Raw genomic sequence first — 24,190 nt, forward strand, 5'->3', positions numbered from 1 at the left:
AACAACAAAAATAGGGAGACACGCCGTGTACCAATATTTTATCGAAGGGCTGCAACGCCTGGGCCGTGCGCTAATGCTGCCGATCGCGATTCTGCCGATCGCCGGCCTCCTGCTGCGACTGGGCGACACTGACCTGCTGAACATCGCGGTGATGCACGACGCCGGGCAGGCGATCTTCGCCAACCTGGCGCTGATCTTCGCCATCGGGATCGCCGTGGGGTTTGCCCGAGACAACAACGGCACGGCGGGCCTGGCGGGTGCCATTGGGTACCTGGTGATGGTCTCCACCCTCAAGGTGATGGACGCCAGCATCAACATGGGCATGCTTGCGGGGATCGCCAGCGGCTTGATGGCGGGTGCGCTGTATAACCGCTTCAAGGACATCAAACTGCCGGAGTACCTGGCGTTCTTTGGAGGGCGACGGTTTGTGCCGATCGTCACCGGGTTCTCAGCGGTGGCGCTGGGGGTGATTTTTGGTTTGATCTGGCCACCGATCCAGCATGGCATCAACAGCTTCGGCGTGCTGCTGATGGAAAGCGGCAGCTTTGGCGCGTTCGTGTTTGGCGTGTTCAACCGCCTGCTGATCGTCACCGGCTTGCACCATATCCTCAACAACATGGCGTGGTTTGTGTTCGGTAGCTTCACGGACCCTGCGACCGGCGCGGTAGTGACCGGCGACCTGACCCGCTACTTTGCCGGCGACCCGAAAGGCGGCCAGTTCATGACCGGCATGTTCCCGGTGATGCTGTTCGGCCTGCCAGCGGCGTGCCTGGCGATGTACCGCAATGCTCTGCCGGAGCGGCGCAAAATCATGGGCGGGATTTTCCTGTCGATGGCGCTGACCTCGTTCCTGACCGGGGTGACCGAGCCGATTGAGTTCGCGTTCATGTTCCTCGCGCCATTCCTGTATCTGCTGCATGCGTTGCTGACCGGCTTGTCGATGGCGGTCACCAACATGCTCAACATTCACCTGGGCTTTACCTTCTCCGGCGGGTTTATCGACATGGTGCTGGGTTGGGGTAAATCCACCAACGGCTGGCTGGTGTTCCCGGTTGGGCTAGCGTATGCGGTGATCTATTACAGCGTGTTCAACTACTGCATCCGTCGCTTCAATTTGAAGACGCCGGGGCGTGAGGATATTCAGGTCGTACAGGCTGAGACCATGACCGATAACCAGCGGGCCGGCGCTTACATTCGAGCGCTGGGTGGTGCGGACAATCTGCTGAGTGTGGGTGCTTGCACGACGCGCCTGCGGTTGGACATGGTGGATCGCAACAAGGCGGTGGATGCTGAGTTAAAAGCACTGGGTGCCATGGCTGTGGTTCGGCCAGGAAATGGCGGGAGCTTGCAGGTAGTGGTCGGGCCGATGGCGGACAGCATTGCCGATGAGATTCGGTTGGCGATGCCTTCGTATGTTGCGGCGCCTGCGGCGGCGGTAACGCCTGTTGAGAAGGGCACACCGGTGAATGTGCATGAGGCCGAGAAATGGCTGAGTGCGCTGGGCGGTCGGGCCAATGTTTTGCAATTGGATGCGGTGGCGATGACGCGGCTACGGGTGGAGCTGGGGGACGGTTCGGTGTTGTCGGAATCCCAACTGACTGCGCTGGGTTGCCAGGGTGTTAGCCAGCTTGAGAGTGGGGTTTGGCACTTGCTGATTGGTGACAAGGCTTCGGGGTTGGGTGAGGCGTTGGAGCGGTTGGTCAGTGGCCGCGAAGCCGTAACCGGCGCCTAGCAAAATTGTGGCGAGGGAGCTTGCTCCCGCTGGGCTGCGCAGCAGCCCCAATAAGAACGCCGCTTTTTTCCAGGTAGAACTCTGTGGCAGGTTTTGGGGCCGCTTCGCGCCCCAGCGGGAGCAAGCTCCCTCGCCACAGGGTTACTGCCTATATGGAAGAGATGTTTCTAAGCCGGGTCCGCCTGTTCAGGCACCTCATACAAGTCCAGCATCCGATCCACCATCATTTGAATCCCCTCCAGCATCCGGCAAATCCCCAGCGCCACATCACGGTGGGAACCGTCGACTTCAAACGCCAGATGAACTGTCAGCGCCTGCACTGAGGCAAGATCCTGAGAGGCGTTGGCCAGCAGGGTTTCGCTATCCAGATCAGCACATAGGGTGAATAACCCGTCGGGAGGCAATTCGGGATCGGCGGTAGGTTTCAAATAATGATTGATTGCCCGGTGGGCGGCGGCGTGAAGCGAGGCTGAATCGAGTGGTGGATTTGGACTGTCTTTGATCATGGTAAAGCTCCTTCAAAATAGGAGCTGCCAGCATCACTTGCAGATGATGGGTGGCAGCTGTGCGCGGGTCTGCAAGACCGAGGAAGGAGCTTCCCGGCAGACCCAAAGGTCTCCCTCGCACAGCCACCATTAAAACGATGGCCATGAAAAGCGCCACGATTATAGCGGCGCTTATGAGCTCCAAACATAATTTCGGCGGGCTTGCAGTCCCGGTCACTGAATTGGCAGCGACTGGCGAAGGTTAGAGAGGCAGATTCCGAGGGACAACCTGAAAGAGCTGTCAGAATATTCCGCGCCATTGAGAAACCGCAGACAACAAAAACCCGACATAAGCCGGGTTCGTTTATGGCCATTTTCGCTTAAGCAGAGGCTGCTCGTTGTTCAGCTTCGTAATGCCGAGTCTGGAAAGGCATCAGCGCTTGAGCCTTCAAACCAAGACCTTCACTCAATCCCCAAGAAACCGCCAGCTGATCGCGACGACTACGAAGCGCCACAATAGCTAGTGGCTTCGGCTCCAACTTGGGAGTCGAGCGTGTAAACAGCTCAAGGGCCTTAAAAGCTTCAGATACTCGGCCATCAGTGACGCACGAAAAACGCGTGAATCGCTCAAGCAGATAACCTGCTCGGCGAACCTCCACCTCACTGGCATGCTGCTTTAGAAAAGCTCTAGCCTCGCTGACGAGGTTGGCGTCCGAATACCAAACCGCTTTCGCCGCACTGACAAGCGCAACATCATCAGCCTGATTCAAAGGGCTTTTGACCAGCGTATCCAAAGCAGATGAGAGGACGTGGCCGTTAGGGGGCTTCGCCATCTATAGTCTCCAGGTAGTCATGCAAAATATTGGTGAGCACGGATCTGGGTGGCTCTTTGTTGCCAACATACATATCTATCGCCTGCAATGCCAGACGACGCAGCTCAGTGGTCAATATGAACCCTGACCTAAGCAGTGCCATGATGTCGCCTACGTCTTGGTCAGTGGCTCTACCCAGCTTGGAGATGACTATGTCGATAGGCGCAGCGATGTGAAGATGCAACGCCGATTCAATCGGAAACTCTTCAAGCGGCAGGCTCCGTTCCCAATACTCCTCATGAAGCGGACCAAAACCAGTGTTGTATTGGAGGTCATAGTTCAGCTCCATCAGCCGGCCGGAGCGTTCGTCGACAAATTGCTCTGGTACCTCTGCAAGTAACGTTTGAAGAAGGAACCTGTCAGGAGCCCTGGCAGAGTAAATTTCCGCATCGACATCTGTAGAAACCCGGTGGTTGGTATAAAGGTGGACAGCACAACCACCGAAAACGATCACTTTGACCGCACCAGGCTCGGCGCCCTCAAGTATCAGCTCGGCTTCGACGGATTTGAACATTGAAATCAAAGCCTTCCCAAGCGCTGTGCCCGTATTGAGTCGTGGAGCAATTACATCCGGTAATGTCATTGTTGGGTCTCAGATACTGATGTGATGAAGCTGGACGGGGCCCGAAATCTGATCCCGGTCACCGAGTGGACGGTGACCAAAGAAGGCTATTGAGGGCGGTTCCGAGCGACAACCTGAAAAGGACGTCAGAAAAATCCAAACCATCCGTAGGCTATCCACAGAACCTCAGGCAACAAAAAACCCGCTGACCAAACTGGCCCAGCGGGTTTCTTGTTTTGCAGCCGACGAATCAAAAATCCGCCAACTGCCACACCTCATACGCCGGTGTCTCATACGGATGGCTAAGCTTCAACGCAGCCACGACAGCCACGATCAACTCATCCGCCACCACCAGCTCAACCCTCCATTCTTCAACCACTTCAACCTGCCCCACCTGCCCGATAAACGGCTGGCTGCCGTCCATCGCGCGGAATTGGCCCTGGCCCAGTACCTGCCAAGCGCAGCTGTCGTAGTGGCCGATGCGCCCGCCGCCGGCTGCGAAGACGGCGGTTTTCACCGTCTCCACATGGCTGTCGGGCACAAAGAAGGCGAGCTTGTACACCGTCTTAGTTCACCCAGACGCGAGCGTTACGGAACATGCGCATCCACGCGCCGTCTTCGTTCCACTCTTCCGGGCGCCACGAGTTCTGCACGGCGCGGAATACACGCTCCGGGTGCGGCATCATGATGGTGACGCGACCGTCGCGGCTGGTCAGCCCGGTGATCCCGCGCGGCGAGCCGTTCGGGTTGGCCGGGTAGCCTTCGGTGACCTTGCCGTGGTTGTCGACGAAACGCAGGGCCACGGTACCGGACAGGTCGGCTTCCAGCAGTGCTTCTTCGCTGGCGAACTCGGCATGGCCTTCACCGTGGGCGATGGCGATCGGCATGCGCGAACCGGCCATGCCCTGCAGGAAGATCGAGTTGGATTCCTGCACCTGAACCATCGCAACCCGGGCTTCGAACTGCTCGGAACGGTTACGCACGAAGTGCGGCCAGAACTCGCTGCCCGGGATCAGTTCGCTGAGGTTGGACATCATCTGGCAACCGTTGCACACACCCAGGGTAAAGCTGTCGTTACGCTCGAAGAAGCCCTGGAACGCGTCGCGGGCACGGCTGTTGAACAGGGCCGATTTGGCCCAGCCTTCACCGGCACCCAGTACGTCGCCGTAGGAGAAACCACCGCAGGCCACGAGGCCTTTGAACTCGTTGAGATCAACGCGACCGGCGAGGATGTCGCTCATGTGCACGTCGATCGCATTGAAGCCGGCACGGTCGAACGCCGCCGCCATTTCCACCTGGCCGTTGACGCCCTGCTCACGCAGTACGGCCACTTGTGGGCGGATGCCTTTCTTGATGTAAGGCGCGGCGATGTCCTGGTTGACGTCGAAGCTGAGCTTGGTGCTCAGGCCCGGGTTGTCTTCTTCCAGGATCACCTCGAATTCCTGCTCGGCGCAGTCAGCGTTGTCACGCAGGCGCTGGATCTGGTAGCTGGTCTCGGCCCACTGGCGTTGCAACAGGCGGCGCTGGCCTTCAAACACGGTTTCGCCGTTGAAGACGATGTTGATTTCACCGTTGTTGATCGGCTGGCCAACCACGGCCACGCAGTCATCCAGGCCTGCGGCACTGAACTGTGCGAGTACGTCTGGCGTTGCGTCCTGGCGAACCTGGATCACGGCGCCCAGTTCTTCGTTGAACAGGATTGCCGCGATGTCGGCGGACGTTTCTGCCAGGCCATCGAGGTTTAGGTTCAGGCCGCAGTGACCGGCGAAGGCCATCTCCACGGCGCTGGTCAGCAAACCACCGTCGGAACGGTCGTGGTAAGCCAGCAGGTGACCGTCGGCGTTCAAGCCCTGGATCACGGCGAAGAAGGCTTTCAGGTCTTCGGCGTCGTCGACGTCCGGGGCCTGTTTGCCGAGCTTGCCGTGCACCTGGGCGAGGATCGAGGCGCCCATGCGGTTCTGGCCACGACCGAGGTCGATCAGGATCAGGTCGGTGGTGCCCTTGTCCATGCGCAGTTGCGGGGTCAGGGTCTGGCGGATGTCGGTGACCGGCGCAAAGCCGGTGACGATCAGCGACAGCGGCGAGGTGACGCTCTTGTCCACGCCTTCATCGTTCCAGCGCGTGGCCATGGACATGGAGTCCTTGCCCACCGGAATGGTGATGCCCAGCTCAGGGCACAGCTCCATGCCGACCGCTTTCACGGTGTCGTACAGACGCGCATCTTCACCCGGGTGACCGGCAGCAGACATCCAGTTGGCCGACAGTTTGATGTCGGAGATCTTGGCGATACGCGACGCTGCGATGTTGGTCAGGGTTTCGCCGATGGCCATGCGGCCCGACGCCGGGGCGTCCAGCAGGGCCAGCGGAGTGCGCTCGCCCATGGCCATCGCTTCACCGGTGTAGACGTCGAAGCTGGTGGCGGTGACGGCAACGTCAGCCACCGGAACCTGCCACGGGCCGACCATTTGATCACGGGCAACCAGACCGGTAATGGTGCGGTCGCCGATGGTGATCAGGAAGCTTTTACTGGCAACGGCCGGGTGGTGCAGGACGCGCTCCACACAGTCGGCGATGGCCAGGGTCGACGGATCGAAATCGTCGCCCAGTTCGTTTTCACGCACGGCCGAACGGTGCATGCGTGGGGCTTTGCCCAGCAGCACTTCCAGCGGCATGTCTACCGGGCTGTTGCCGAAGTGGCTGTCGGTGACCGTCAGTTGCGGCTCGGCAGTAGCTTCGCCGACCACGGCAAACGGGCAGCGCTCGCGCTCGCAGATCGCCTGGAAGCGTTCGAAGTCGGCAGGGCCGACGGCCAGGACGTAACGCTCCTGGGATTCGTTGCTCCAGATTTCGTGCGGGGCCATGCCCGGCTCGTCGTTTGGAATGTTGCGCAGTTCGAAACGGCCGCCACGGTCGCCATCGTTGACCAGTTCCGGGAAGGCGTTGGACAAACCGCCGGCGCCGACGTCGTGGATGAAGCTGATCGGGTTCTTGTCACCCAATTGCCAGCAACGGTCGATGACTTCCTGGCAACGGCGTTCCATCTCAGGGTTTTCACGCTGAACGGAAGCGAAGTCCAGATCTGCCGAGCTGGTGCCGGTAGCCATTGAGGAAGCGGCGCCGCCGCCCAGGCCGATCAGCATCGCCGGGCCGCCGAGGACGATCAGCTTGGAGCCGACCAGAATCTCGCCTTTCTGTACGTGCTCGGCGCGGATGTTGCCCATGCCGCCGGCCAACATGATCGGCTTGTGGTAACCGCGCACTTCATCGCCACGCGGAGTGGTGATGGACTGTTCGAACGTACGGAAGTAGCCGGTCAGGGCCGGACGACCGAATTCGTTGTTGAACGCGGCGCCGCCCAGCGGGCCTTCGATCATGATGTCCAGCGCGGTGACGATGCGCTCAGGTTTGCCGTACGGCACTTCCCACGGCTGTTCGAAGCCCGGGATCTGCAGGTTGGACACGGTGAAGCCAGTAAGGCCAGCCTTTGGCTTGGCGCCACGACCGGTTGCACCTTCGTCGCGAATCTCGCCGCCGGAACCGGTGGCTGCGCCCGGGAACGGGGCAATCGCGGTCGGGTGGTTGTGGGTCTCGACTTTCATCAGGATGTGCACCGGCTCCTGCACCGCACCGTATTGGCGGGTCTCAGGGTCCGGGAAGAAACGGCCGGCGACGGAGCCGACGATGACCGAGGCGTTGTCTTTATAAGCCGACAGAACGCCTTCGCTGTGCATCACGTAGGTGTTCTTGATCATGCCGAACAGGCTTTTTTCCTGGCTCTGGCCGTCAATGTCCCAACTGGCGTTGAAGATCTTGTGACGGCAGTGCTCGGAGTTCGCCTGGGCGAACATCATCAGTTCGATGTCGTGCGGGTTGCGCTTCAGCCCGATGAAGGCGTTGACCAGGTAGTCAATTTCGTCTTCGGCCAGGGCCAGGCCCAGTTCGGTGTTGGCGGTTTCCAGCGCGGCGCGACCACCACCGAGCACGTCAATCGCGGTCAGCGGCTTGGGCTCGGCGTGGCTGAACAGGCCGGCGGCCTGTTCCAGCTGGGCCACGATGATCTGGGTCATGCGGTCGTGCAGGCTGCTGGCGATCAGCTCGGCCTCGGCGTCGCTGAACTGGCCTGCTACATAGAAGGCGATCCCGCGTTCCAGGCGCTGGATTTTTTCCAGGCCGCAGTTGCGGGCGATGTCGCTGGCCTTGCTCGACCAGGGCGAGATGGTGCCGAACCGTGGCAGGACCAGGAACAAGCGGCCGTTAGGCTCTTGAACAGGAACGCTGGGACCGTACTTCAGAAGGCGCGCCAGCACTTGCTGTTCGTCGGCGGTCAAAACGCCGGTAACGTCGGCGAAGTGAGCAAATTCAGCATACAGGCCACTGACAGAAGGTACCTTCTGGCTCAGTTGCTCAAGGAGTTTGCTGTGGCGAAAGGCAGAAAGGGCAGGAGCGCCGCGCAGGATCAACATCTTCGGGACAGCCTCGGGAAGGGGGTGTGCTTTGAGGCCGTGCATTCTAGCGTAAACCGTCGCCAACGGCACCCGAAACGGCACCTATGGCCGCTGCCGGACGTCAGTTGGCATAAATCGCACGATATCAGATGGCCATCCCGGCTATTCCGGGCAGTTATTTTAACCGTCACAATCGGCTGCCAAGCCCCGTTTCTGCGGCCTGTAGCCAAGCTTTACGGGCGCTAGCAGACAAGTGCCCCGCTGTCGAGATATGGCGCCGCGAGTCCTTTGCGTATACTGCGCAGATGTTCTCCCCTACTGCTTTACGCCCGCGATGCGCCAAATGGCTCTTCGTCACCGGACTCTTCCTGCTGCTCAGCGCGTGTGTGGATAAACCCAACACGCTCGAGCGAATCAAGGAGGATGGCGTATTGCGGGTGGTTACCCGAAACAGCCCGGCCACTTATTTCCAGGACCGTAACGGCGAAACCGGTTTCGAATACGAACTGGTCAAGCGCTTTGCCGACGACCTGGGTGTAAAGCTGGAGATCCAGACCGCCGACAATCTTGACGACCTGTTCTCACAGATCGGCAAACCCAACGGCCCGGTGCTGGCCGCCGCCGGTCTGGTCAGCAGCGAGCAGCGTCGCCAAGAGGTGCGTTTCTCCCATCCGTACCTGGAAGTCACCCCGCAGATCATCTACCGCAACGGCCAGTCCCGCCCGACCACTGCGGCAGACCTGGTGGGCAAGAAGATCATGGTGCTCAAGGGCAGCACCCACGCCGAGCAACTGGCGGCGCTGAAAAAACAGTTTCCCGCAATTGAATACGAAGAATCCGACGCCGTTGAGGTGGTCGACCTGCTGCGCATGGTGGACGAAGGCCAGATCGACCTGACCCTGGTGGACTCCAACGAAGTGGCGATGAACCAGGTGTACTTCCCCAACGTGCGGGTGGCCTTTGACCTTGGTGATGCCAGCAACCAGGCGTGGGCCGTGGCCGCGGGTGATGACAACAGCCTGCTCAACGAGGTCAACAGCTACCTCGACAAGGTTGAAAAGAACGGCACCCTGCAACGCCTGAAAGACCGCTATTACGGGCACGTCGATGTACTCGGCTACGTCGGCGCCTACACCTTCGCCCAGCATCTGCAGCAGCGCCTGCCCAAATACGAGAAACACTTCCGCGCCTACGCCAAGGAAGAAAAGGTCGACTGGCGCCTGTTGGCGGCCATTGGTTATCAGGAATCACTCTGGCAGCCGGCGGTCACCTCCAAGACCGGCGTGCGCGGCCTGATGATGCTGACCCAGAACACGGCGCAAGCCATGGGCGTGTCCAACCGTTTGGACGCCAAGCAGAGCATCATGGGCGGCGCCAAGTACCTGGCCAAGATCAAGGATGAACTGGACGACAAGATTGCCGAGCCGGACCGCACCTGGTTTGCCCTGGCGGCGTACAACGTCGGCACCGGTCACCTGGATGACGCGCGCAAGCTGGCCGAGAAAGAAGGCCTGAGCCCGAACAAGTGGCTGGACGTGAAGAAGATGCTGCCACGCCTGTCGCAGAAGCAGTGGTACAGCAAGACCCGTTATGGCTATGCCCGTGGCGGTGAGCCCGTGCACTTTGTGGCGAACATCCGGCGCTACTACGACATCCTGACGTGGGTGACGCAGCCGCAGTTGGAAGGCAATCAGGTGGTGGAAGGCAACCTGCATGTGCCGGGTGTGGACAAGACCAAGCCGACCGACGAAACCCCGCCGCTCTAATCCCCCCCGATTCTCCAAACACCACAAAACCAATGTGGGAGCGGGCTTGCTCGCGAAGGCGGTGGTTCAGCCAGCACATGTATTGACTGACACACCGCCTTCGCGAGCAAGCCCGCTCCCACATTTGATCTCCGTTGATTTATAGAGCGGTGTTCAGGCCGGTGATCAGGTGCACCACTCCGCCCGCCAACACCATCACGCCCGGCACACCTGCCACCTTCAACGCCTGCGCATCCAACCGCCCCGCATCCTTCAATTGCACCCGCACCCGGGTCAGTGCCACCCGCTGCTGCGACGTGAGATTCTCCGCCCCGCCCAGCGCATTCAGCACCGCCGGCGCCAGCGCTGTTTCGCCCGCTGGCGCAACAACCGCCTGTGGCGTTTCAAGAACCAGATCCGGCGTCAGGGCCTTCCAGAACGCCCGCTGAAATTTCTCGAACATGTCAGTTCTCCACAACCAATGAGGTTTCAACGGTAGCCGCGTGGTACAGGCGCAACGCCTCGCGTACCTGCACCGCTTCTTCCAGGCCGAGCACCTGTCGAGCGATGGATTGGCAGTCGGCCAGGTCCAGCTCGCGCACGGTGGCCTTGATGGTCGGGATCAACGGCACGCTGACCGACAACTCATCCACCCCCAACCCGATCAGCACCGGCACCGCCAGCGCTTCAGACGCCAGCGCGCCACACACCCCCACCCACTTGCCATGGGCATGGGCCGCCTTGACGGTGGTGGCGATCAGGCGCAGCACCGCCGGGTGAAAGCTGTCGGCCTGGCTGGCAAGGCGCGGGTGATCACGGTCCATGGCCAGGGTGTATTGGGTCAGGTCGTTGGTGCCGATGGAGAAGAAATCCACCTCCGGCGCAAACAGGTCGGCCATCAACGCCGCCGACGGTACTTCGATCATGATTCCCAGCTTAGGCAATTCCGTCAGCCCCAAAGCCAGGGCTTCCTCTTCAAGAATCTGCCGCGCCAGGCGCAACTCCGAGAGCAGGCTGACCATCGGCAACATGATATGCAGGCGGGCGAAACCGGCACTGGCGAGGATCGCGCGGAATTGTTCGCGCAGCAGTTCCGGGCGCTCCAGGCACAGGCGAATCCCGCGCAGGCCGAGGAATGGATTGGTCTCGCTGTCCATCGGCACATAGACCAGCGGCTTGTCGCCACCGACGTCCAGGGTGCGCACCACCAGATTGCGCTCGGGGCCCAACGCGCGGGCGATGGCGCTGTAGGTGCCCGCCTGTTCTTCGGGGCTCGGTGCGCGGTTGCGGTCCAGGTAGAGGAATTCGGAACGCAGCAAACCGACACCTTCGCCCCCCAGGGACAGCGCCTGCTCCACCTCCTGCAATGACGCGACGTTGGCCGTCACTTCGACGTGATGACCGTCGCGGGTAGTGGCGGGCAACGAAGCCTGCTCCACTTCCCGCTGACGGCGCAGCACTTGCTGTTGGCGGGTGACTTGCAGCTGCTCGATCTCCGCCAGGTCCGGGTTCAGGTGCAACTCGCCTTTGTCGGCATCCAGCAGCACTTGTTTACCGTTGACCAACTCCAGCACCTGCACCGGCACGCCGCAGATGGCCGGCAAGCCAAGAGCGCGGGCAAGGATGGCGACATGGCTGGTAGCGCCACCGCCCACCGTGACGAAGCCCAATACCTTTCGAGTGTCGAGGCTGGCTGTTTGTGACGGGGTCAGTTGCTCGGCAATCAGGATCGCCTGCTCCGGCAAATCCCAGGCGCGGTCCTGAACGCCGAGGATCAGTTTCAGCACCCGCTGGCCAACGTCTGCCAGGTCGGCAGCACGCTCGGCAAGCAAGGCATTGCCCAGGCCCTGAAAAAGAGTGGCGGTGGCTTCGGTGGCGCTGTTCCAGGCGAAGGCCGCGCTTTTGCCCTGGTCCAGCAGGTCGCGGGTCTGTTCCAGCAGGGCCGGGTCGTCCAGCAATTCCTGATGGGCGCGGAAGATCTCGGACTGGGCGGTACCGACGGCCTTTTCCTGCAAGGCTTGCAGGGCCAGATTCGCGTCACTCAGGGCCTGCGTCAGCACGGCACGCTCCAGCGCTTCACCCGTACCGGCTTCGACGATGGTCAGCGCCGGCTCTTTAACCTGCACGACTTGGCCAAACGCCGAACCCGGCGAGGCGCACACACCGCGCAGCAAGGTCGCCGATGAATCAGGCGTCACGGGTTCGGCGGCAGGTTGATGAGCCGCGACGGCTTCCCCGCAACCTTCGGCCAGCAAGGTCACCAGCGCCTGGATCGCCGCTTCGGCGTCCTCGCCTGCCGCGCTGACTTGCAAGCTGTCGCCCTGCACCGTCTGCAACGCCATGATCCGCACCAGCGACTTGGCGTTGGCGCTCTCGGTTTGCTTGTGCAGGTAAATACTCGCCTTGAAGCCTTTGGCCGCCTGCGCCAGCACTGCCGCCGGGCGCGCATGCAGGCCGTTGGCGTTGGGCAGCGTCAGCGGTTTGGAGAACAGGGCTTCGCCCTCCTCGTCTTTCGCCTCATCAGCAGCGACTTGTGGAGTTACCCGCAGCAGCAGTTGCCCCACATCGACCAACCCTTGTTCGGGCGTCAGCAGTTTGAAGGGCTCGCCACTGACCACCAGCATCAGGGTCAGCAAACTACGGGCGTTGAGGGCCACGTAGTCAGCATCGAATTCAATCAACGGTTGCCCGGCTTCCACCCGCTGGCCTTCCTCGACCAGTCGGGTGAAACCCTTGCCCGCGAGATTCACGGTGTCCAGGCCGATGTGCATCAGCACCTGAACGCCGTTGTCGTCGGTGACACTCACCGCATGACCACTGTCCTGGATATTGCTGATCACCCCGTCCAGCGGCGCGCAGAGGGTCTGCGAGGTCGGATCGATGCACAGGCCATCGCCGATCAGGCGACTGGAGAACACCGGATCCGGCACCTGATCCAGGGCGAGCAGCACCCCGGACAAGGGCGCCAGCAATTCCAGGGGTTGAGTTGTGGTCATGACTTCACCTGCTGTTTTGTTCTGTAAAAATCATTGGGCGGATGTTGTTTTCTGTAGGAGCGAGCTTGCTCGCGAAAAACCCGTAGGCACCGCGTTTATCCAGGATGCACGCGTTATCGTTGACGACCTTCGCGAGCAAGCTCGCTCCTACAGAGAATCTGCTACTTCCACCAATATTCGACTTGCACACCAACGTTGGAACCATGCCGCGCCGTGCCGTAGCTGCCGGTGTCGGACAACGCCGAACCTGCCGCCAGTTCATTGGCCGCACGCTTGGCCGCTTCGTTCCAGGTCGCGTAGGTGTAGTACAACCGCACTTCCGGCCGCGCCCAGAAATCCGGGCCTTTGGGCGACCAGGTCGGGGCGAAGGTAAATTTGCTCAGCTTGCGCGTGCCTCCAGTAGCCTCGACCTGATCATGACCGAGTTCGGTGACCAGCTTGAACTGTTCGGAGATCGCATAGGCCGGGCGCACGCCCAGCGACATCCAGGTCTGGTCCTGGCTGCCCGGGCGAATATCCTTCTGGTAAACGGCCTCGATCTGCCCGCCAAACCGCGGGGTCACTTGCCAGTCGAAGAACTCCACCGCACGGTAGCTCTTGCTGCTTTTATCGAGGAACGTATCGCCGGTGTAGCCGAGGCCGGTGCCGGGACCTTCGCCGTACTGCAAAGCGAACTTGTTGCGCCCGCCAAGGAAGGGTTTCTGCACATGTTGGGCAGTGATGGCCCAGCCGCTGTTGGTGTCGCGGCCACCGGCCTTTTCGATGTAGCTCAAGCCCAGTTCCAGCTCGCCGCCCGGGTTGGTCTTGAAGCCGGCCACGTTGAAGTCGTGACGGGTGGCGTATTCCTTCTGGTACAGGTTGTCCTTGCGGGACAGTGCATAGCTGTACTTCAGGTCGCCGATTTTCACGTCCTCGATACCGCCGCCTGTGGCGCTCTGGTTCCAGTAGTAAAAGTCGGAGATATGGATGTCATTTCGTTTGTAGTAGCGCCGGCCGGCCCACAGCGAACCGCCGTTGAGGCTGGGGATGTTCGACCACTGCGCATACATCTGCGGCATGCGTGCCGAGCCGTTGTCTTCACCCTGGAACTTCAGCGCCCGGTCGTACTTGTTGTACAGCGAGGCCATGGCATCGACGCTGAACACCGAGCCGTCGTCGAGGGTCAGCAGGTCCTGGCGTAACTCGAGTTCGGCGTACTGCTCGCACTCGTTGCCCAGGCGGTATTTGGATTGTGCACCCGGCAACTGGAAGCACTGCTGCTTGCCACTGCCGGTTGAAGTCCCCGCCCCGCTACGCAAGTAGCCGGCAAATTCCAACGCCTGAGCTGCCATCGGCAAGGTCAGGCAGGATGCAACGAGGCCCAGCTTTATTGTTGTTTTCATGAAGCACTCCGATATTTTTATTATGTTTTTTAAAGCACCCCGGCTCTCCCACGCCGGGGTAAAGCGGGTCTCAGTCCTTGAGGTGCAGCACAAACGATTCATACGGGCGTAGCGAGACCTGGCTCGAACGCTGTGGGCAGTCGTTGTAGTTACTGATCAGCAGGCGTTGCTCACTCGCCGCCGTCAGCAAGCCATCGGGCAATTCGATCTGGCACGGCGTGCCATAGAAATTGTTGAGTACCAGCAGGCGTTCGCCGTGGCCTTCGCGCAGGTACGCCCAGACTTGGGTGTGCTGCGGCAGCAGTTGGCGATAAACGCCTTCCTGAATCAGCGGCTCGTGCCGACGCAGTTCGATCAGCGCGCGGTAGTGATGCAGTACCGATTGCGGATCATCCAGCTGGCTTTGCACGTTGATCTGCGCCGCGTTGGCCGGGATACCGATCCACGGTTCGCCACGGCTGAAGCCGGCGTTTTGCTCGGCATTCCATTGCATCGGTGTGCGGCCGTTGTCGCGGGATTTCTGCATGATCGCCGCCATGCTCGACGCCTCGGATTCACCCGCCTCGCGCTTGAGCCGGTAGATGTTCAGGGTCTCGACATCTCGGTATTGGTCGATGGTGTCGAAGCCCGGATTGGTCATCCCCAGCTCTTCGCCCTGGTACACAAAAGGCGTGCCCTGGAGGAAGTGCAATGCAGTGGCGAGCATCTTCGCCGAGACCACGCGGTGTTCGCCGTCATCACCAAAACGCGAGACCACTCGCGGCTGGTCGTGGTTACACCAGAACAGCGCATTCCAGCCGCCACCGGCCTGCATGCCGAGCTGCCAGTCGGACAGAATCTGCTTGAGTTGCAGGAAGTCGAAGTCGGCCGCGACCCACTTTTGCAGGTTCGGATAATCGACTTTCAGGTGGTGAAAGTTGAAGGTCATCGACAGCTCTTTGTACTGCGGATTCGAATAACGAATGCAGTGCTCAAGGCTGGTGGACGACATCTCGCCGACGTTGATCAGGTCATGCCCTTCGAACACTTCGCGGTGCATTTCCTGCAGGTATTCGTGGACGTTCGGGCCGTCGGTGTAGAAGCGTCGACCGTCGCTGTTGTCTTCCGGGAAATCTGCCGGCTTGGAGATCAGGTTGATCACGTCCAGGCGGAAACCGCCGACGCCCTTGTCGCGCCAGAAGCGCATCAACTTGAAGACTTCGGCGCGCACCTTCGGGTTGTCCCAATTCAGGTCGGCCTGGGTGTGGTCGAACAGGTGCAGGAAGTACTGGCCGGTTTGCGCCTCGTATTCCCAGGCCGAGCCGCCGAACTTGGATTCCCAGTTGTTCGGCTGGTCGCGCCAGATGTAGAAGTCGCGGTACGGGTTGTCGAGACTGCTGCGGGCCTGCTGGAACCACTCGTGTTCGATGGAGGTGTGGTTGACCACGATGTCGAGCATCAGCGTGATCCCGCGCTTGGCGGCTTCGCTGATCAGCAGGTCGCAATCGGCCATGGTCCCGTAGCTCGGGTCGATGGCGTAGTAGTCGCTGATGTCGTAGCCGTTGTCGCGCTGGGGCGAGCGCAGGAACGGGGTGATCCACAGGCAGTCGACGCCCAGCCATTTCAGGTAATCGAGCTTGTCCACGATGCCCAGCAGGTCACCGGTGGCGTCACCCGCGTGGCTATGGAAGCTTTTTGGGTAGATCTGGTAGATCACCGAGTGTTGCCAGTTTTGCATGGTGGGTTCCTTCAATAAGTTATGTACTGGCCTTGAGAGCCTCATCGCGGGCAAGCCCGGCTCCCACAGGGGAACGCATTCAAAATGTGGGAGCGGGCTTGCTCGCGAAAGCGGTAGATCAGGCGACGCGGTAGCCAGGGCGCACGATCTTCATGCTCAGCACACAGGTCAAAACAAACGGCACGACAATCGCGACGGCCATGCCGATGACAAAACTTGGGATGTATTGCGGGATGATGGAGATGAACCCGGGCAAGCCACCCACGCCAATGGCCGAGGCCTGGACCTTGTTCAGCGAGAGGAAAATACTGCCCAGCGCCGAGCCGGTCAGGGCGGCGTAGAACGGAAACTTGAAGCGCAGGTTGACCCCGAACATCGCCGGCTCCGTGATACCGAAGTAGGCGGAAATCGCCGAGGTGGAGGCCATGCTTTTGTCCCGCGCATTGCGGCTCATGTAGAACACGCCGAGCGCCGCGCTGCCCTGGGCCAGGTTGGACATGACGATCATCGGCCAGATAAAGGTGCCGCCCTGGGTGGAGATCAGTTGCAGGTCCACGGCGAGGAACATGTGGTGCATGCCGGTGATCACCAGCGGTGCGTACAGCAGGCCGAAAATGGCGCCGCCGACCATGGGCGCCAGGTCAAACAGAGTGACCACGCCTTCGGTGATCAGGATGCCGAGGTGACGGGTCACCGGGCCGATGATCGCCAGCGCCAGCACACCGGTGACAACGATGGTAGTGATCGGTACCACCAGCAATTGGATGGCATTCGGCACCCGTGCCCGCAGCCATTTTTCAATCACGCTCATCACGTAGGCGGCCAGCAGGATCGGCAAGATTTGCCCCTGATAACCGACCTTCTCGATTTTGAACCAGCCGAAAATATCGAAGTACGGCAGGCTCGCGCCATCAAGGCCGGCGACCGCCTTGCCGTAGTTCCAGGCATTGAGCAAATCGGGGTGCACCAGCATCAGGCCGAGGACGATGCCGAGGATTTCACTGCCACCAAAACGCTTGGCCGCCGACCAGCCCACCAGCGCCGGCAGGAACACGAACGAGGTGTTGGCCATCAGGTTGATCAGGCTCCACAGGCCATCCAGGTTCGGATAGGCATCGAGCAGGGTCTTGTCCGCGATGAACATGCCCTTGGCGCCCATCAGGTTGTTCACCCCCATGAGCAAGCCGGCAATGATCAGTGCCGGCAAAATCGGCATGAACACGTCGGAGAACACCCGCACCAGGCGCTGCATCGGGTTTATCTTGTCGGCGCTTTTCTGTTTCACGTCCGCGATGGTCGACGCGGCGAGGCCCGTTTGCTCACGCAGGGCGGCGTAGACCTTTTCCACTTCGCCGGGGCCGATCACGATCTGGAACAGGCCGCCGGTGAAGAACGAACCCTTGACCAGGTCTACCTGGTTCAGAGCGCCGCTGTTCGCCAGGCTCGGGTCCTTGAGGGCCAGGCGCAGGCGGGTCACGCAGTGGGCAGCTTGCTCAAGGTTGTCGCTGCCACCGAGGTTCTTGAGAATCTCGCGGGCAATATTCGGATAGTCGTGGCTCATGCTTGGTATCCACTTTGGTTTTTTTTATTGGGGCGGTCATAGGCAGCACGCCGAAGCCAAAAGTACTCGTCTGTACGAGTTAAAGCAATAACTCGTATGTACGAGTTTGAAAATGATTAATTTTCTGTTTTTTAAGTCAGAAATTTCCGAGTTCTACAATGGGTTGCATGGACAAACCCCATCGCTGCCACTAAGGTTCCTGCCTTGAACGCCAACGCGGCACAGAGCCCTCCCCCATGAGCAAATACAACCAGATCTATACCGATCTGCTTGCCAGCATCACCACCGAACGCCTGCAACGCGGCACGCGCCTGCCCTCCGAAACCGAACTGATGGACGCCTACCAGGCCAGCCGTGGCACGGTGCGCCGGGCGATCGAGCAATTGCAGGAGCGCGGGTTCGCGCAAAAGATCCATGGCAAGGGCACATTCGTACTGTCGCCCAACCCCATCGAATTCCAGCTCGGCGGCATCGTCAGCTTTCGAGAGACCCATGCCGCCCTCGGCGATGACGTCAGCACCGAAGTTGTGGAGTTCAGCCAATTCCCCCTGGAAGGGCCACTGATGCAACACATAGAGGCCGAAGCCGGCAGCCTGATAACCCGGGTCAAACGAGTACGGCGGATCGACGGCAAGCGGGTGATTCTCGACATCAATCACTTCGTCGCCGACCTGATTCCGGGGCTGGACCGGGAGATTGCCGAGCAGTCGATCTATGCGTTTATCGAGCAGACGCTGCAGCTGCAAATCAGCTATGCGCAGCGCACCATCGAAGCGCTGCCGCGGGGGAAGGACGATCAGACACACCTGGACCTCGAAGGTCAGAGCCATGTGATCGTGGTGAGCAACCAGACGTTTTTGCAGGATGGAAGGCAGTTCGAGTACACCGAGTCGCGGCATACGCTGGATAAGTTTTACTTTTCGGATATTGCGCGGCGGTAAACAAAGTAACGAGGTGGCAAGTCTTCAAAGAATCCCGGCAAAATCACTCCGGCACAATGCTCCTGGCCAGCCCGGCAGCCCATGCAGCGGTCATCTTTTCCCCCACCTTGTCGAACGCTGGGTGGGCGCTTCGATACTCGGAAAGCTCCTCCATAGCGCGACTCATTCCCTTATGCACTCTGGCTAGCAATTCGTTGCAGCGAACCTCTGTCAAACCGCATGAGCTACGCCCGAACTGAACCAGCATCTTGCGCTTTGGCCAGGCTTTCGAGCCACCGAGCAACAGCCCCATGATGTCGTTGCCGTTGTACACAGTGGTGGTCACCAGGTCGTAAGCCGGGGCGAGCCACACGTCAGCATCTTCCGCACAGTTTTCATAAAGCAGACCGAAGTTCTTCAGGTGCCCGTCACCATTCTGGATACCAGCAGAGAGCGCCACCATCATGAAGAAATCTTCCAGCGTCCTGGTTATGCGGCTTGGCGTGACAAAAGACCGGATCAGCTTCGCGCATCCCTGATAGCTGCCGTCGTACTTCTTCGCGGTTCCCCAACCCGATAGAACGCACATGTCCTCAAATCCGAGGTAGGCGCTTTCACCGATGTCGAACCGCTTCACCACCAGGAGCGTTCCCTGCTGGCTGAGATGGAATTCAGGTACTTCAAGACCACAATGGAGTGCAGCCCGCATGCAGAAAAACTCATTGGCTGCCAGTTGCGGAAAGTCTGAGTCGTTGAACGCCTTAACCAGATGCGTGGCGCCTCGATGAGTGAAACGCTCAACGTCGGGGGCCATATCGCCTGCGTCGCGCACCAGCACTTTCGGTTGAACGCCCGACACCCCCGAGTAGGCTGCGTAGGTTTTGAGAAGGTCATCAAACAGCTCTTGTGCCCCGTCATAGACCAACAGTTCGGAGAGCTTGACCTCAGGCAACGACTCGCCACCCGCTTCATGGGCAACACTGATACGGCCAAGTTGATGTGGACCGACAATGCCCAGTAAAGCGAAGTCATCAAAGCCGCGCACCGACTTGCTGAAACGTCGCACAAGCTCGTCCTTGAGATGCCCTTCGGGGATGTTCATCTCGAACAACGGGTGGATTCCATACTCCCAGTTGTAGCTTTCCAGGCGCACCGGCATGGTCAAGGAAACGGCGTTCTCATCGGGTATTCCCTCGTTATACGAGAAGACCGAATCGCGCTGATTTTCTTGACGTCGCCCCAACGTTCCGGCAGGTACACCGCCAGCGCCGATATACAGCCGGTCACTTTGACTAGTCATGGACGTTTCCTGATTTCAGTTCATCGAGAGTCTTGCGCCGACGCATGGGGATGGCGGTCAGCTCGTACCCCAAGCCTTCAAGGATGGCTGCGACCTTGCGAATCCCGACTTCAGGGACGGTGTTGTTCTCAATCCCAGAAATGGTTGCGCGACTCATGCCGTGCCGTTGTGCGAGCTGGCTTTGTGAAAGGCCGGCGGCTTTGCGGAGAGTCTTGATCAGCATTCCTAAATCGCCCACTTATCTGCATCCTATACAATGCATAACCAGATAAAACTGCACATATGAACCGTATACGATGCAAACCCTCCTGAATAGTCCTTTATTTGGGTAAACGACCAAGTGCGGCTCTCGCTTAACCGCCCCTATTATTCTGGCGAAGCAGCTTGTTACCGTTGAGAAACGCAGCGACCTGACAAACAGATAAAAGCTTTCGTAGAATGCGTTCGTGGCTATGGAACACCTTCCTTCTAACCTCTGATGACCTAGGGGTTCCGCTCTCCACACCGCGCCTGCTTCTTGCAGGCGTTTTTACATCAGTTGTAGAACGATGCTGCAACTCGTCCACGACGGCGGCCAAGGGAGAAAATCAAGCATGAATCAGGAGTTGTTCCTGCGTCGCCGTAGCAAAGTTCACGTTCCGATCGGCACTGGCGGTGCCACGCGCGCTCAGGTCGCGTCGGCTGTGCGGGAAGTCACGGCGTTCCGATGCGTACTATCAGAGCCTCTGATTGAACAAATCGGCATGTTGTCACCGACAGAACTCAAGTATTGGCTACGCGAAATTGTCGGAGTCCTTCGGCGGGAAACTGGGGCTCATGTACACCACAGGCCATTTTATCCAGACTTTCCAGAGCAGGTTCTTACGGCATCAGAGGCGGAGTTGTACCTTAACGCCGTCATACACTATTTCACTCTTTGGCGTTTACCCCCGACTGAACACCATCGACCTGCAATGCTTGAAGGAAACGTCATATCCCGCGTTATCGAATCGGGAAGCGTCTCTGAGTTCGAGTCACTGCTCGAACCGCTGGTTTCATCGCGCACCTCGCTCTCCGAAGAGGAAACTGCCGATGTCGTCTGGTTTATCCGAGAGTACAAAAGCGATGTGTTCCGACTGCTGCCTGAGGCCGTACCGTTCCGGGAGATCCGTGCACAGGTTGGAGGCGCACTTATCCTGCATGTAGCTGGCGATGCAAGGGTGGACGCATTCCTGGAGCGAAACGTCGAGACGGCGACTGACGTGTTGCGACTCGCGGTCGCGCTGAATGGAGGAGACGTATCACTGACGACAGCTTCGACACGTTTTACAGCGATGAAGCGCTCGATGCGCCGTCTGCTGTTACGCATGCTCGACCACATACCCAACGCTACAGAAGACGTGATGCGACATGCTGAGAGATGGAAACGCCTGGCTGAAGTACTGCATCCTGGCGACTACGCCGATAAGTACCCACGAGCGCTAGCCTCCATCACGGCAGCACGCCGCAACGAAGCGCCAGCCTCATTTGGATCTCGTGTCGAAACATTGCTTGCTCAGCGCCACATCGCCACGCTTACGCCCATACTACAGAGCCATCCTGGTGAGTTCGCACGACGTCTGGACGCGACCCTGCGGCTCGCGACGGAACCAGAGTCGGTTCTCGACGCGTTCGAGGCGGTTGCAATAAAAGTGTCCTCACCTGTCCTGCTGCAGTTGCTGGCCCAGTTACGTGCGCCGCGCCCCCTCCCCCTGCGAGCATTCACACCGAAAGGTTCATTTGCCAAAATCTATGGCATTAAGGACCGACGCGAACCTCTCGCTCCCGACGTGTTGGCTCGTGCAGCCAGAATCTGCGAGGACGCTCTCATAACGCGTTTTGCGTCGCTACCGCCACTAGGCCGCTGTTTCATCGATCCAGCATTGCGCGAATACAGGGTGCCGCTGGCGCAGCGTGCCTCATCGAAGTCGCTACGTACGCTGGTGCGAGGCAGTCGGTTGCCTATGCCTGACACACGTTTCATTCGCCTGTTCCTGTGGTGGAAGAACGGCCGTGCACGCACGGACATCGACTTGTCCGCAGCATTTTTCGATGCCAACTTCGTGTTCAAACAGACGGTCGCGTACTACAACTTGAAGGGCTTCGGCGGCTACCACAGTGGCGATATCGTCGACGCGCCCGAAGGAGCTTCGGAATTCATTGACCTCGACCTCAATGTCCTCGTCGAGAAGGGTATCCGCTATGTCGTCACGTCTATCAACTCATTCACCGAACAGCCGTACTGCGATCTTCCAGAATGTTTCGCTGGCTGGATGGCCCGCACCGACGCGGCGTCTGGTGAAGTATTCGAGCCACGCTCCGTGTTCGACCGTATCGATATCGCATCCGACACAGTGATCTGTCTGCCATTCGTGATGGACTTGCAGGAACGACGCATGATTTGGGCCGATCTAGGGCTCACTTCAGCTCCACGGTGGAACAACGCCCAGAACAACCTCAGTGGGGTATCGTTGATGCTGCGAGCGTTGGTACATACACCAAGGCCGGATTTGGAGACTCTGTTCGATTTACATGTTCGAGCACGGGGCGTACGAGTAGCCTCACCGCAGCAGGCACAGGCGGTGTTTGCGCCTGATCAAGGGATAACACCGTTCGATACGGATTTGATTCGATCACGATTTCTCTAATACCTCCGCCAGCCCAGCCGTACATTGAAAACGACGGCTCTTGCTTCGGAGCTTTCTACCCAAAAACAAAAATGCCAGTCAGCATAACTGACTGGCATTGGCTAACACCCCTAACTGCGCTACGAATCTAGCGCTGCACACTGTTCAGTGCCGGGCGCCCTGTTACTCCCACTCAATCGTCGCCGGCGGCTTGCTCGACACGTCATACGTAACGCGCGAAATACCTTCGATCTCATTGATGATACGACCGCTGACAGTCTCCAGCAGTTCGTACGGCAGGTGTGCCCAACGGGCGGTCATGAAGTCGATGGTTTCCACCGCACGCAGGGCAACAACCCATGCATAACGACGGCCATCACCGACCACGCCAACCGATTTCACCGGCTGGAACACCACGAATGCCTGGCTGACCTTGTGGTACCAGTCGGCCTTGCGCAGTTCTTCGATGAAGATGTGGTCGGCGCGACGCAGCAGGTCGGCGTATTCCTTCTTCACTTCACCCAGGATCCGCACGCCCAGGCCCGGGCCCGGGAAGGGGTGGCGGTAGACCATGTCGTATGGCAGGCCCAGCTCCAGACCCAGACGACGGACTTCGTCCTTGAACAGTTCGCGCAGTGGTTCTACCAGCTTGAGGTTCATTTCCTCAGGCAGGCCGCCCACGTTGTGGTGGGACTTGATCACGTGGGCCTTGCCGCTCTTGGCGCCAGCCGACTCGATCACGTCCGGGTAGATGGTGCCTTGGGCGAGGTACTTGATGTTGTCCAGGCTGTTGGACTGGGCATCGAATACGTCGATGAAGGTGCGACCGATGATCTTGCGCTTCTTCTCCGGGTCGGACTCGCCGGCCAGGTTGTTGAGGAACTGATCTTCAGCGTTGGCACGGATCACCTTGACGCCCATGTTCTCGGCGAACATGGCCATCACTTGCTCACCTTCGTGCAGGCGCAGCAGGCCGTTGTCGACGAAGACGCAGGTCAGTTGGTCGCCGATGGCCTTGTGCAGCAGGGCTGCAACCACGGAGGAGTCAACGCCGCCGGACAGGCCCAGCAGGACGTTGTCGGTGCCGACCTGGGCACGGATGTTGGCGATGGCGTCTTCAGCGATTTTCGACGGGGTCCACAGCGCTTCACAGCCGCAAATGTCGAGGATGAAGCGCGACAGGATGCGGCCGCCTTGCTTGGTGTGGGTCACTTCCGGGTGGAACTGCACGCCGTAGTAGCCGCGCTCGTCGTTGAACATACCGGCGATCGGGCAGCTCGGGGTGCTGGCCAGGATGTGGAAGTCTTGCGGCATCTTGGTGACCTTGTCACCGTGGCTCATCCACACGTCGAGGCCGAACAGGCCGTCGGCGTCGATGTGGTCTTCGATGCCGTCCAGCAGGCGGCTCTTGCCGACCACGTCGACACGGGCGTAACCGAATTCACGCAGCTCGGAACCTTCAACCTTGCCGCCCAGTTGCTCGGCCATGGTCTGCATGCCATAGCAGATACCGAAGACCGGCACGCCCAGGTCAAACACCGCCTGCGGGCAACGCGGGCTGTTGGCTTCGTGCACGGACTCGGGGCCGCCGGCGAGAATGACGCCTTTTGGAGCGAATTCGCGAATCGCTTCGTCGTCCATGTCGAACGGATGCAGTTCGCAGTACACGCCGATTTCACGCACGCGGCGGGCGATCAGCTGGGTGTACTGGGAACCGAAGTCGAGGATCAGGATGCGGTGGGCGTGAATGTCGAGGGCCATGAGATCAGTCTCGTCTAATGAATCAGAAACAACTCGGGGCTGAATAAGACAGCCCCGGTTACTTAAC

Annotated in this window: 17 protein-coding genes; 4 read left to right on the forward strand and 13 right to left on the reverse strand. The window is 59.7% G+C overall.

Annotated elements, in window-relative coordinates:
* Window positions 1–25 precede the first annotated feature (25 nt).
* Window positions 26–1,732 carry an N-acetylglucosamine-specific PTS transporter subunit IIBC gene (gene nagE / locus HBJ59_RS19835; RefSeq protein ID WP_167664513.1) on the forward strand — a complete coding sequence of 569 codons (1,707 nt, stop codon included), beginning with the start codon at window positions 26–28 and terminating at the stop codon, window positions 1,730–1,732.
* Between the two features lie 167 nt (window positions 1,733–1,899).
* On the opposite strand, the gene HBJ59_RS19840 is transcribed toward nagE, so the two are convergent.
* The 5 genes from HBJ59_RS19840 to purL form a co-directional block, all read right to left on the reverse strand.
* On the reverse strand, window positions 1,900–2,238 hold the full coding sequence (locus tag HBJ59_RS19840) for a DUF6124 family protein (RefSeq protein WP_167664514.1): 339 nt from the start codon (window positions 2,236–2,238) through the stop codon (window positions 1,900–1,902).
* 359 nt (window positions 2,239–2,597) lie between these two features.
* Complete coding sequence (locus tag HBJ59_RS19845; protein ID WP_076017523.1) at window positions 2,598–3,050, reverse strand: hypothetical protein; 453 nt, start codon at window positions 3,048–3,050, stop codon at window positions 2,598–2,600.
* Entirely contained in the window at window positions 3,034–3,603 is a 570-nt protein-coding gene (locus HBJ59_RS19850; RefSeq protein ID WP_083676738.1) for a DUF6036 family nucleotidyltransferase, read from the reverse strand. Before HBJ59_RS19850 ends, HBJ59_RS19845 begins: the two co-directional genes overlap by 17 nt.
* 298 nt (window positions 3,604–3,901) lie before the next feature.
* Window positions 3,902–4,213: an NGG1p interacting factor NIF3 gene (locus HBJ59_RS19855; protein ID WP_167664516.1), complete on the reverse strand. Its 312-nt coding sequence runs from the start codon at window positions 4,211–4,213 to the stop codon at window positions 3,902–3,904.
* A gap of 4 nt (window positions 4,214–4,217) precedes the next feature.
* On the reverse strand, window positions 4,218–8,114 hold the full coding sequence (purL, locus tag HBJ59_RS19860) for a phosphoribosylformylglycinamidine synthase (protein ID WP_076017525.1): 3,897 nt from the start codon (window positions 8,112–8,114) through the stop codon (window positions 4,218–4,220).
* Window positions 8,115–8,401: 287 nt separating this feature from the next.
* On the opposite strand from purL, the gene mltF reads away from it, so the two are divergent.
* The gene (gene mltF, locus HBJ59_RS19865) at window positions 8,402–9,862 is read left to right on the forward strand and encodes a membrane-bound lytic murein transglycosylase MltF (protein ID WP_076017526.1); all 1,461 of its coding nucleotides are present in this window, start codon (window positions 8,402–8,404) and stop codon (window positions 9,860–9,862) included.
* Between the two features lie 139 nt (window positions 9,863–10,001).
* Here mltF and HBJ59_RS19870 read toward each other — a convergent pair whose 3' ends face one another.
* From HBJ59_RS19870 to treP, 5 genes are all read right to left on the reverse strand, one after another.
* On the reverse strand, window positions 10,002–10,304 hold the full coding sequence (locus HBJ59_RS19870; RefSeq protein WP_167664517.1) for a PTS transporter subunit EIIB: 303 nt from the start codon (window positions 10,302–10,304) through the stop codon (window positions 10,002–10,004).
* 1 nt (window position 10,305) lies between these two features.
* Window positions 10,306–12,837, reverse strand: a complete 2,532-nt coding sequence (ptsP, locus tag HBJ59_RS19875) for a phosphoenolpyruvate--protein phosphotransferase (RefSeq protein WP_167664518.1) — start codon at window positions 12,835–12,837, stop codon at window positions 10,306–10,308.
* A 161-nt stretch (window positions 12,838–12,998) separates the two neighbouring features.
* Window positions 12,999–14,219, reverse strand: a complete 1,221-nt coding sequence (locus tag HBJ59_RS19880) for a carbohydrate porin (RefSeq protein ID WP_167664519.1) — start codon at window positions 14,217–14,219, stop codon at window positions 12,999–13,001.
* A gap of 70 nt (window positions 14,220–14,289) precedes the next feature.
* Window positions 14,290–15,936 (reverse strand): alpha,alpha-phosphotrehalase, encoded by a 1,647-nt coding sequence (gene treC / locus HBJ59_RS19885; RefSeq protein ID WP_167664520.1) that lies wholly within the window; start codon window positions 15,934–15,936, stop codon window positions 14,290–14,292.
* Between the two features lie 118 nt (window positions 15,937–16,054).
* Entirely contained in the window at window positions 16,055–17,497 is a 1,443-nt protein-coding gene (gene treP / locus HBJ59_RS19890; protein ID WP_076017531.1) for a PTS system trehalose-specific EIIBC component, read from the reverse strand.
* A gap of 236 nt (window positions 17,498–17,733) precedes the next feature.
* Between treP and treR the strand changes: the two genes are divergently transcribed.
* Window positions 17,734–18,438 (forward strand): trehalose operon repressor, encoded by a 705-nt coding sequence (gene treR, locus HBJ59_RS19895; protein ID WP_003209636.1) that lies wholly within the window; start codon window positions 17,734–17,736, stop codon window positions 18,436–18,438.
* Window positions 18,439–18,481: 43 nt separating this feature from the next.
* Here the strand turns inward: treR and HBJ59_RS19900 are convergent, their stop codons facing one another.
* Window positions 18,482–19,717, reverse strand: coding sequence for a type II toxin-antitoxin system HipA family toxin (locus tag HBJ59_RS19900; RefSeq protein ID WP_167664521.1), 1,236 nt, complete (start codon window positions 19,715–19,717; stop codon window positions 18,482–18,484).
* Window positions 19,710–19,955: a helix-turn-helix transcriptional regulator gene (locus HBJ59_RS19905; protein ID WP_167664522.1), complete on the reverse strand. Its 246-nt coding sequence runs from the start codon at window positions 19,953–19,955 to the stop codon at window positions 19,710–19,712. The genes HBJ59_RS19900 and HBJ59_RS19905 overlap by 8 nt, the downstream gene beginning before the upstream one ends.
* A 715-nt stretch (window positions 19,956–20,670) precedes the next feature.
* Here HBJ59_RS19905 and HBJ59_RS19910 point away from each other — a divergent pair.
* Window positions 20,671–22,383, forward strand: coding sequence for a TerD family protein (locus HBJ59_RS19910; RefSeq protein WP_256670853.1), 1,713 nt, complete (start codon window positions 20,671–20,673; stop codon window positions 22,381–22,383).
* A 162-nt stretch (window positions 22,384–22,545) separates the two neighbouring features.
* On the opposite strand, the gene guaA is transcribed toward HBJ59_RS19910, so the two are convergent.
* Window positions 22,546–24,123, reverse strand: a complete 1,578-nt coding sequence (gene guaA / locus HBJ59_RS19915) for a glutamine-hydrolyzing GMP synthase (RefSeq protein ID WP_167664524.1) — start codon at window positions 24,121–24,123, stop codon at window positions 22,546–22,548.
* Between the last annotated feature and the right edge of the window lie 67 nt (window positions 24,124–24,190).

Origin of the sequence: Pseudomonas sp. AN3A02 (assembly GCF_011765255.1) — a bacterium.
GTDB lineage: Bacteria > Pseudomonadota > Gammaproteobacteria > Pseudomonadales > Pseudomonadaceae > Aquipseudomonas.

Coding starts and splice junctions, on each gene's coding strand:
- HBJ59_RS19840 (WP_167664514.1), bottom strand. CDS start 2,238: ATGATCAAAGACAGTCCAAATCCACCACTCGATTCAGCCTCGCTTCAC.
- HBJ59_RS19845 (WP_076017523.1), bottom strand. CDS start 3,050: ATGGCGAAGCCCCCTAACGGCCACGTCCTCTCATCTGCTTTGGATACG.
- HBJ59_RS19850 (WP_083676738.1), bottom strand. CDS start 3,603: ATGTTCAAATCCGTCGAAGCCGAGCTGATACTTGAGGGCGCCGAGCCT.
- purL (WP_076017525.1), bottom strand. CDS start 8,114: ATGTTGATCCTGCGCGGCGCTCCTGCCCTTTCTGCCTTTCGCCACAGC.
- mltF (WP_076017526.1), top strand. CDS start 8,402: ATGTTCTCCCCTACTGCTTTACGCCCGCGATGCGCCAAATGGCTCTTC.
- HBJ59_RS19870 (WP_167664517.1), bottom strand. CDS start 10,304: ATGTTCGAGAAATTTCAGCGGGCGTTCTGGAAGGCCCTGACGCCGGAT.
- ptsP (WP_167664518.1), bottom strand. CDS start 12,837: ATGACCACAACTCAACCCCTGGAATTGCTGGCGCCCTTGTCCGGGGTG.
- HBJ59_RS19880 (WP_167664519.1), bottom strand. CDS start 14,219: ATGAAAACAACAATAAAGCTGGGCCTCGTTGCATCCTGCCTGACCTTG.
- treC (WP_167664520.1), bottom strand. CDS start 15,936: ATGCAAAACTGGCAACACTCGGTGATCTACCAGATCTACCCAAAAAGC.
- treP (WP_076017531.1), bottom strand. CDS start 17,497: ATGAGCCACGACTATCCGAATATTGCCCGCGAGATTCTCAAGAACCTC.
- treR (WP_003209636.1), top strand. CDS start 17,734: ATGAGCAAATACAACCAGATCTATACCGATCTGCTTGCCAGCATCACC.
- HBJ59_RS19900 (WP_167664521.1), bottom strand. CDS start 19,717: ATGACTAGTCAAAGTGACCGGCTGTATATCGGCGCTGGCGGTGTACCT.
- HBJ59_RS19910 (WP_256670853.1), top strand. CDS start 20,671: ATGCTTGAAGGAAACGTCATATCCCGCGTTATCGAATCGGGAAGCGTC.
- guaA (WP_167664524.1), bottom strand. CDS start 24,123: ATGGCCCTCGACATTCACGCCCACCGCATCCTGATCCTCGACTTCGGT.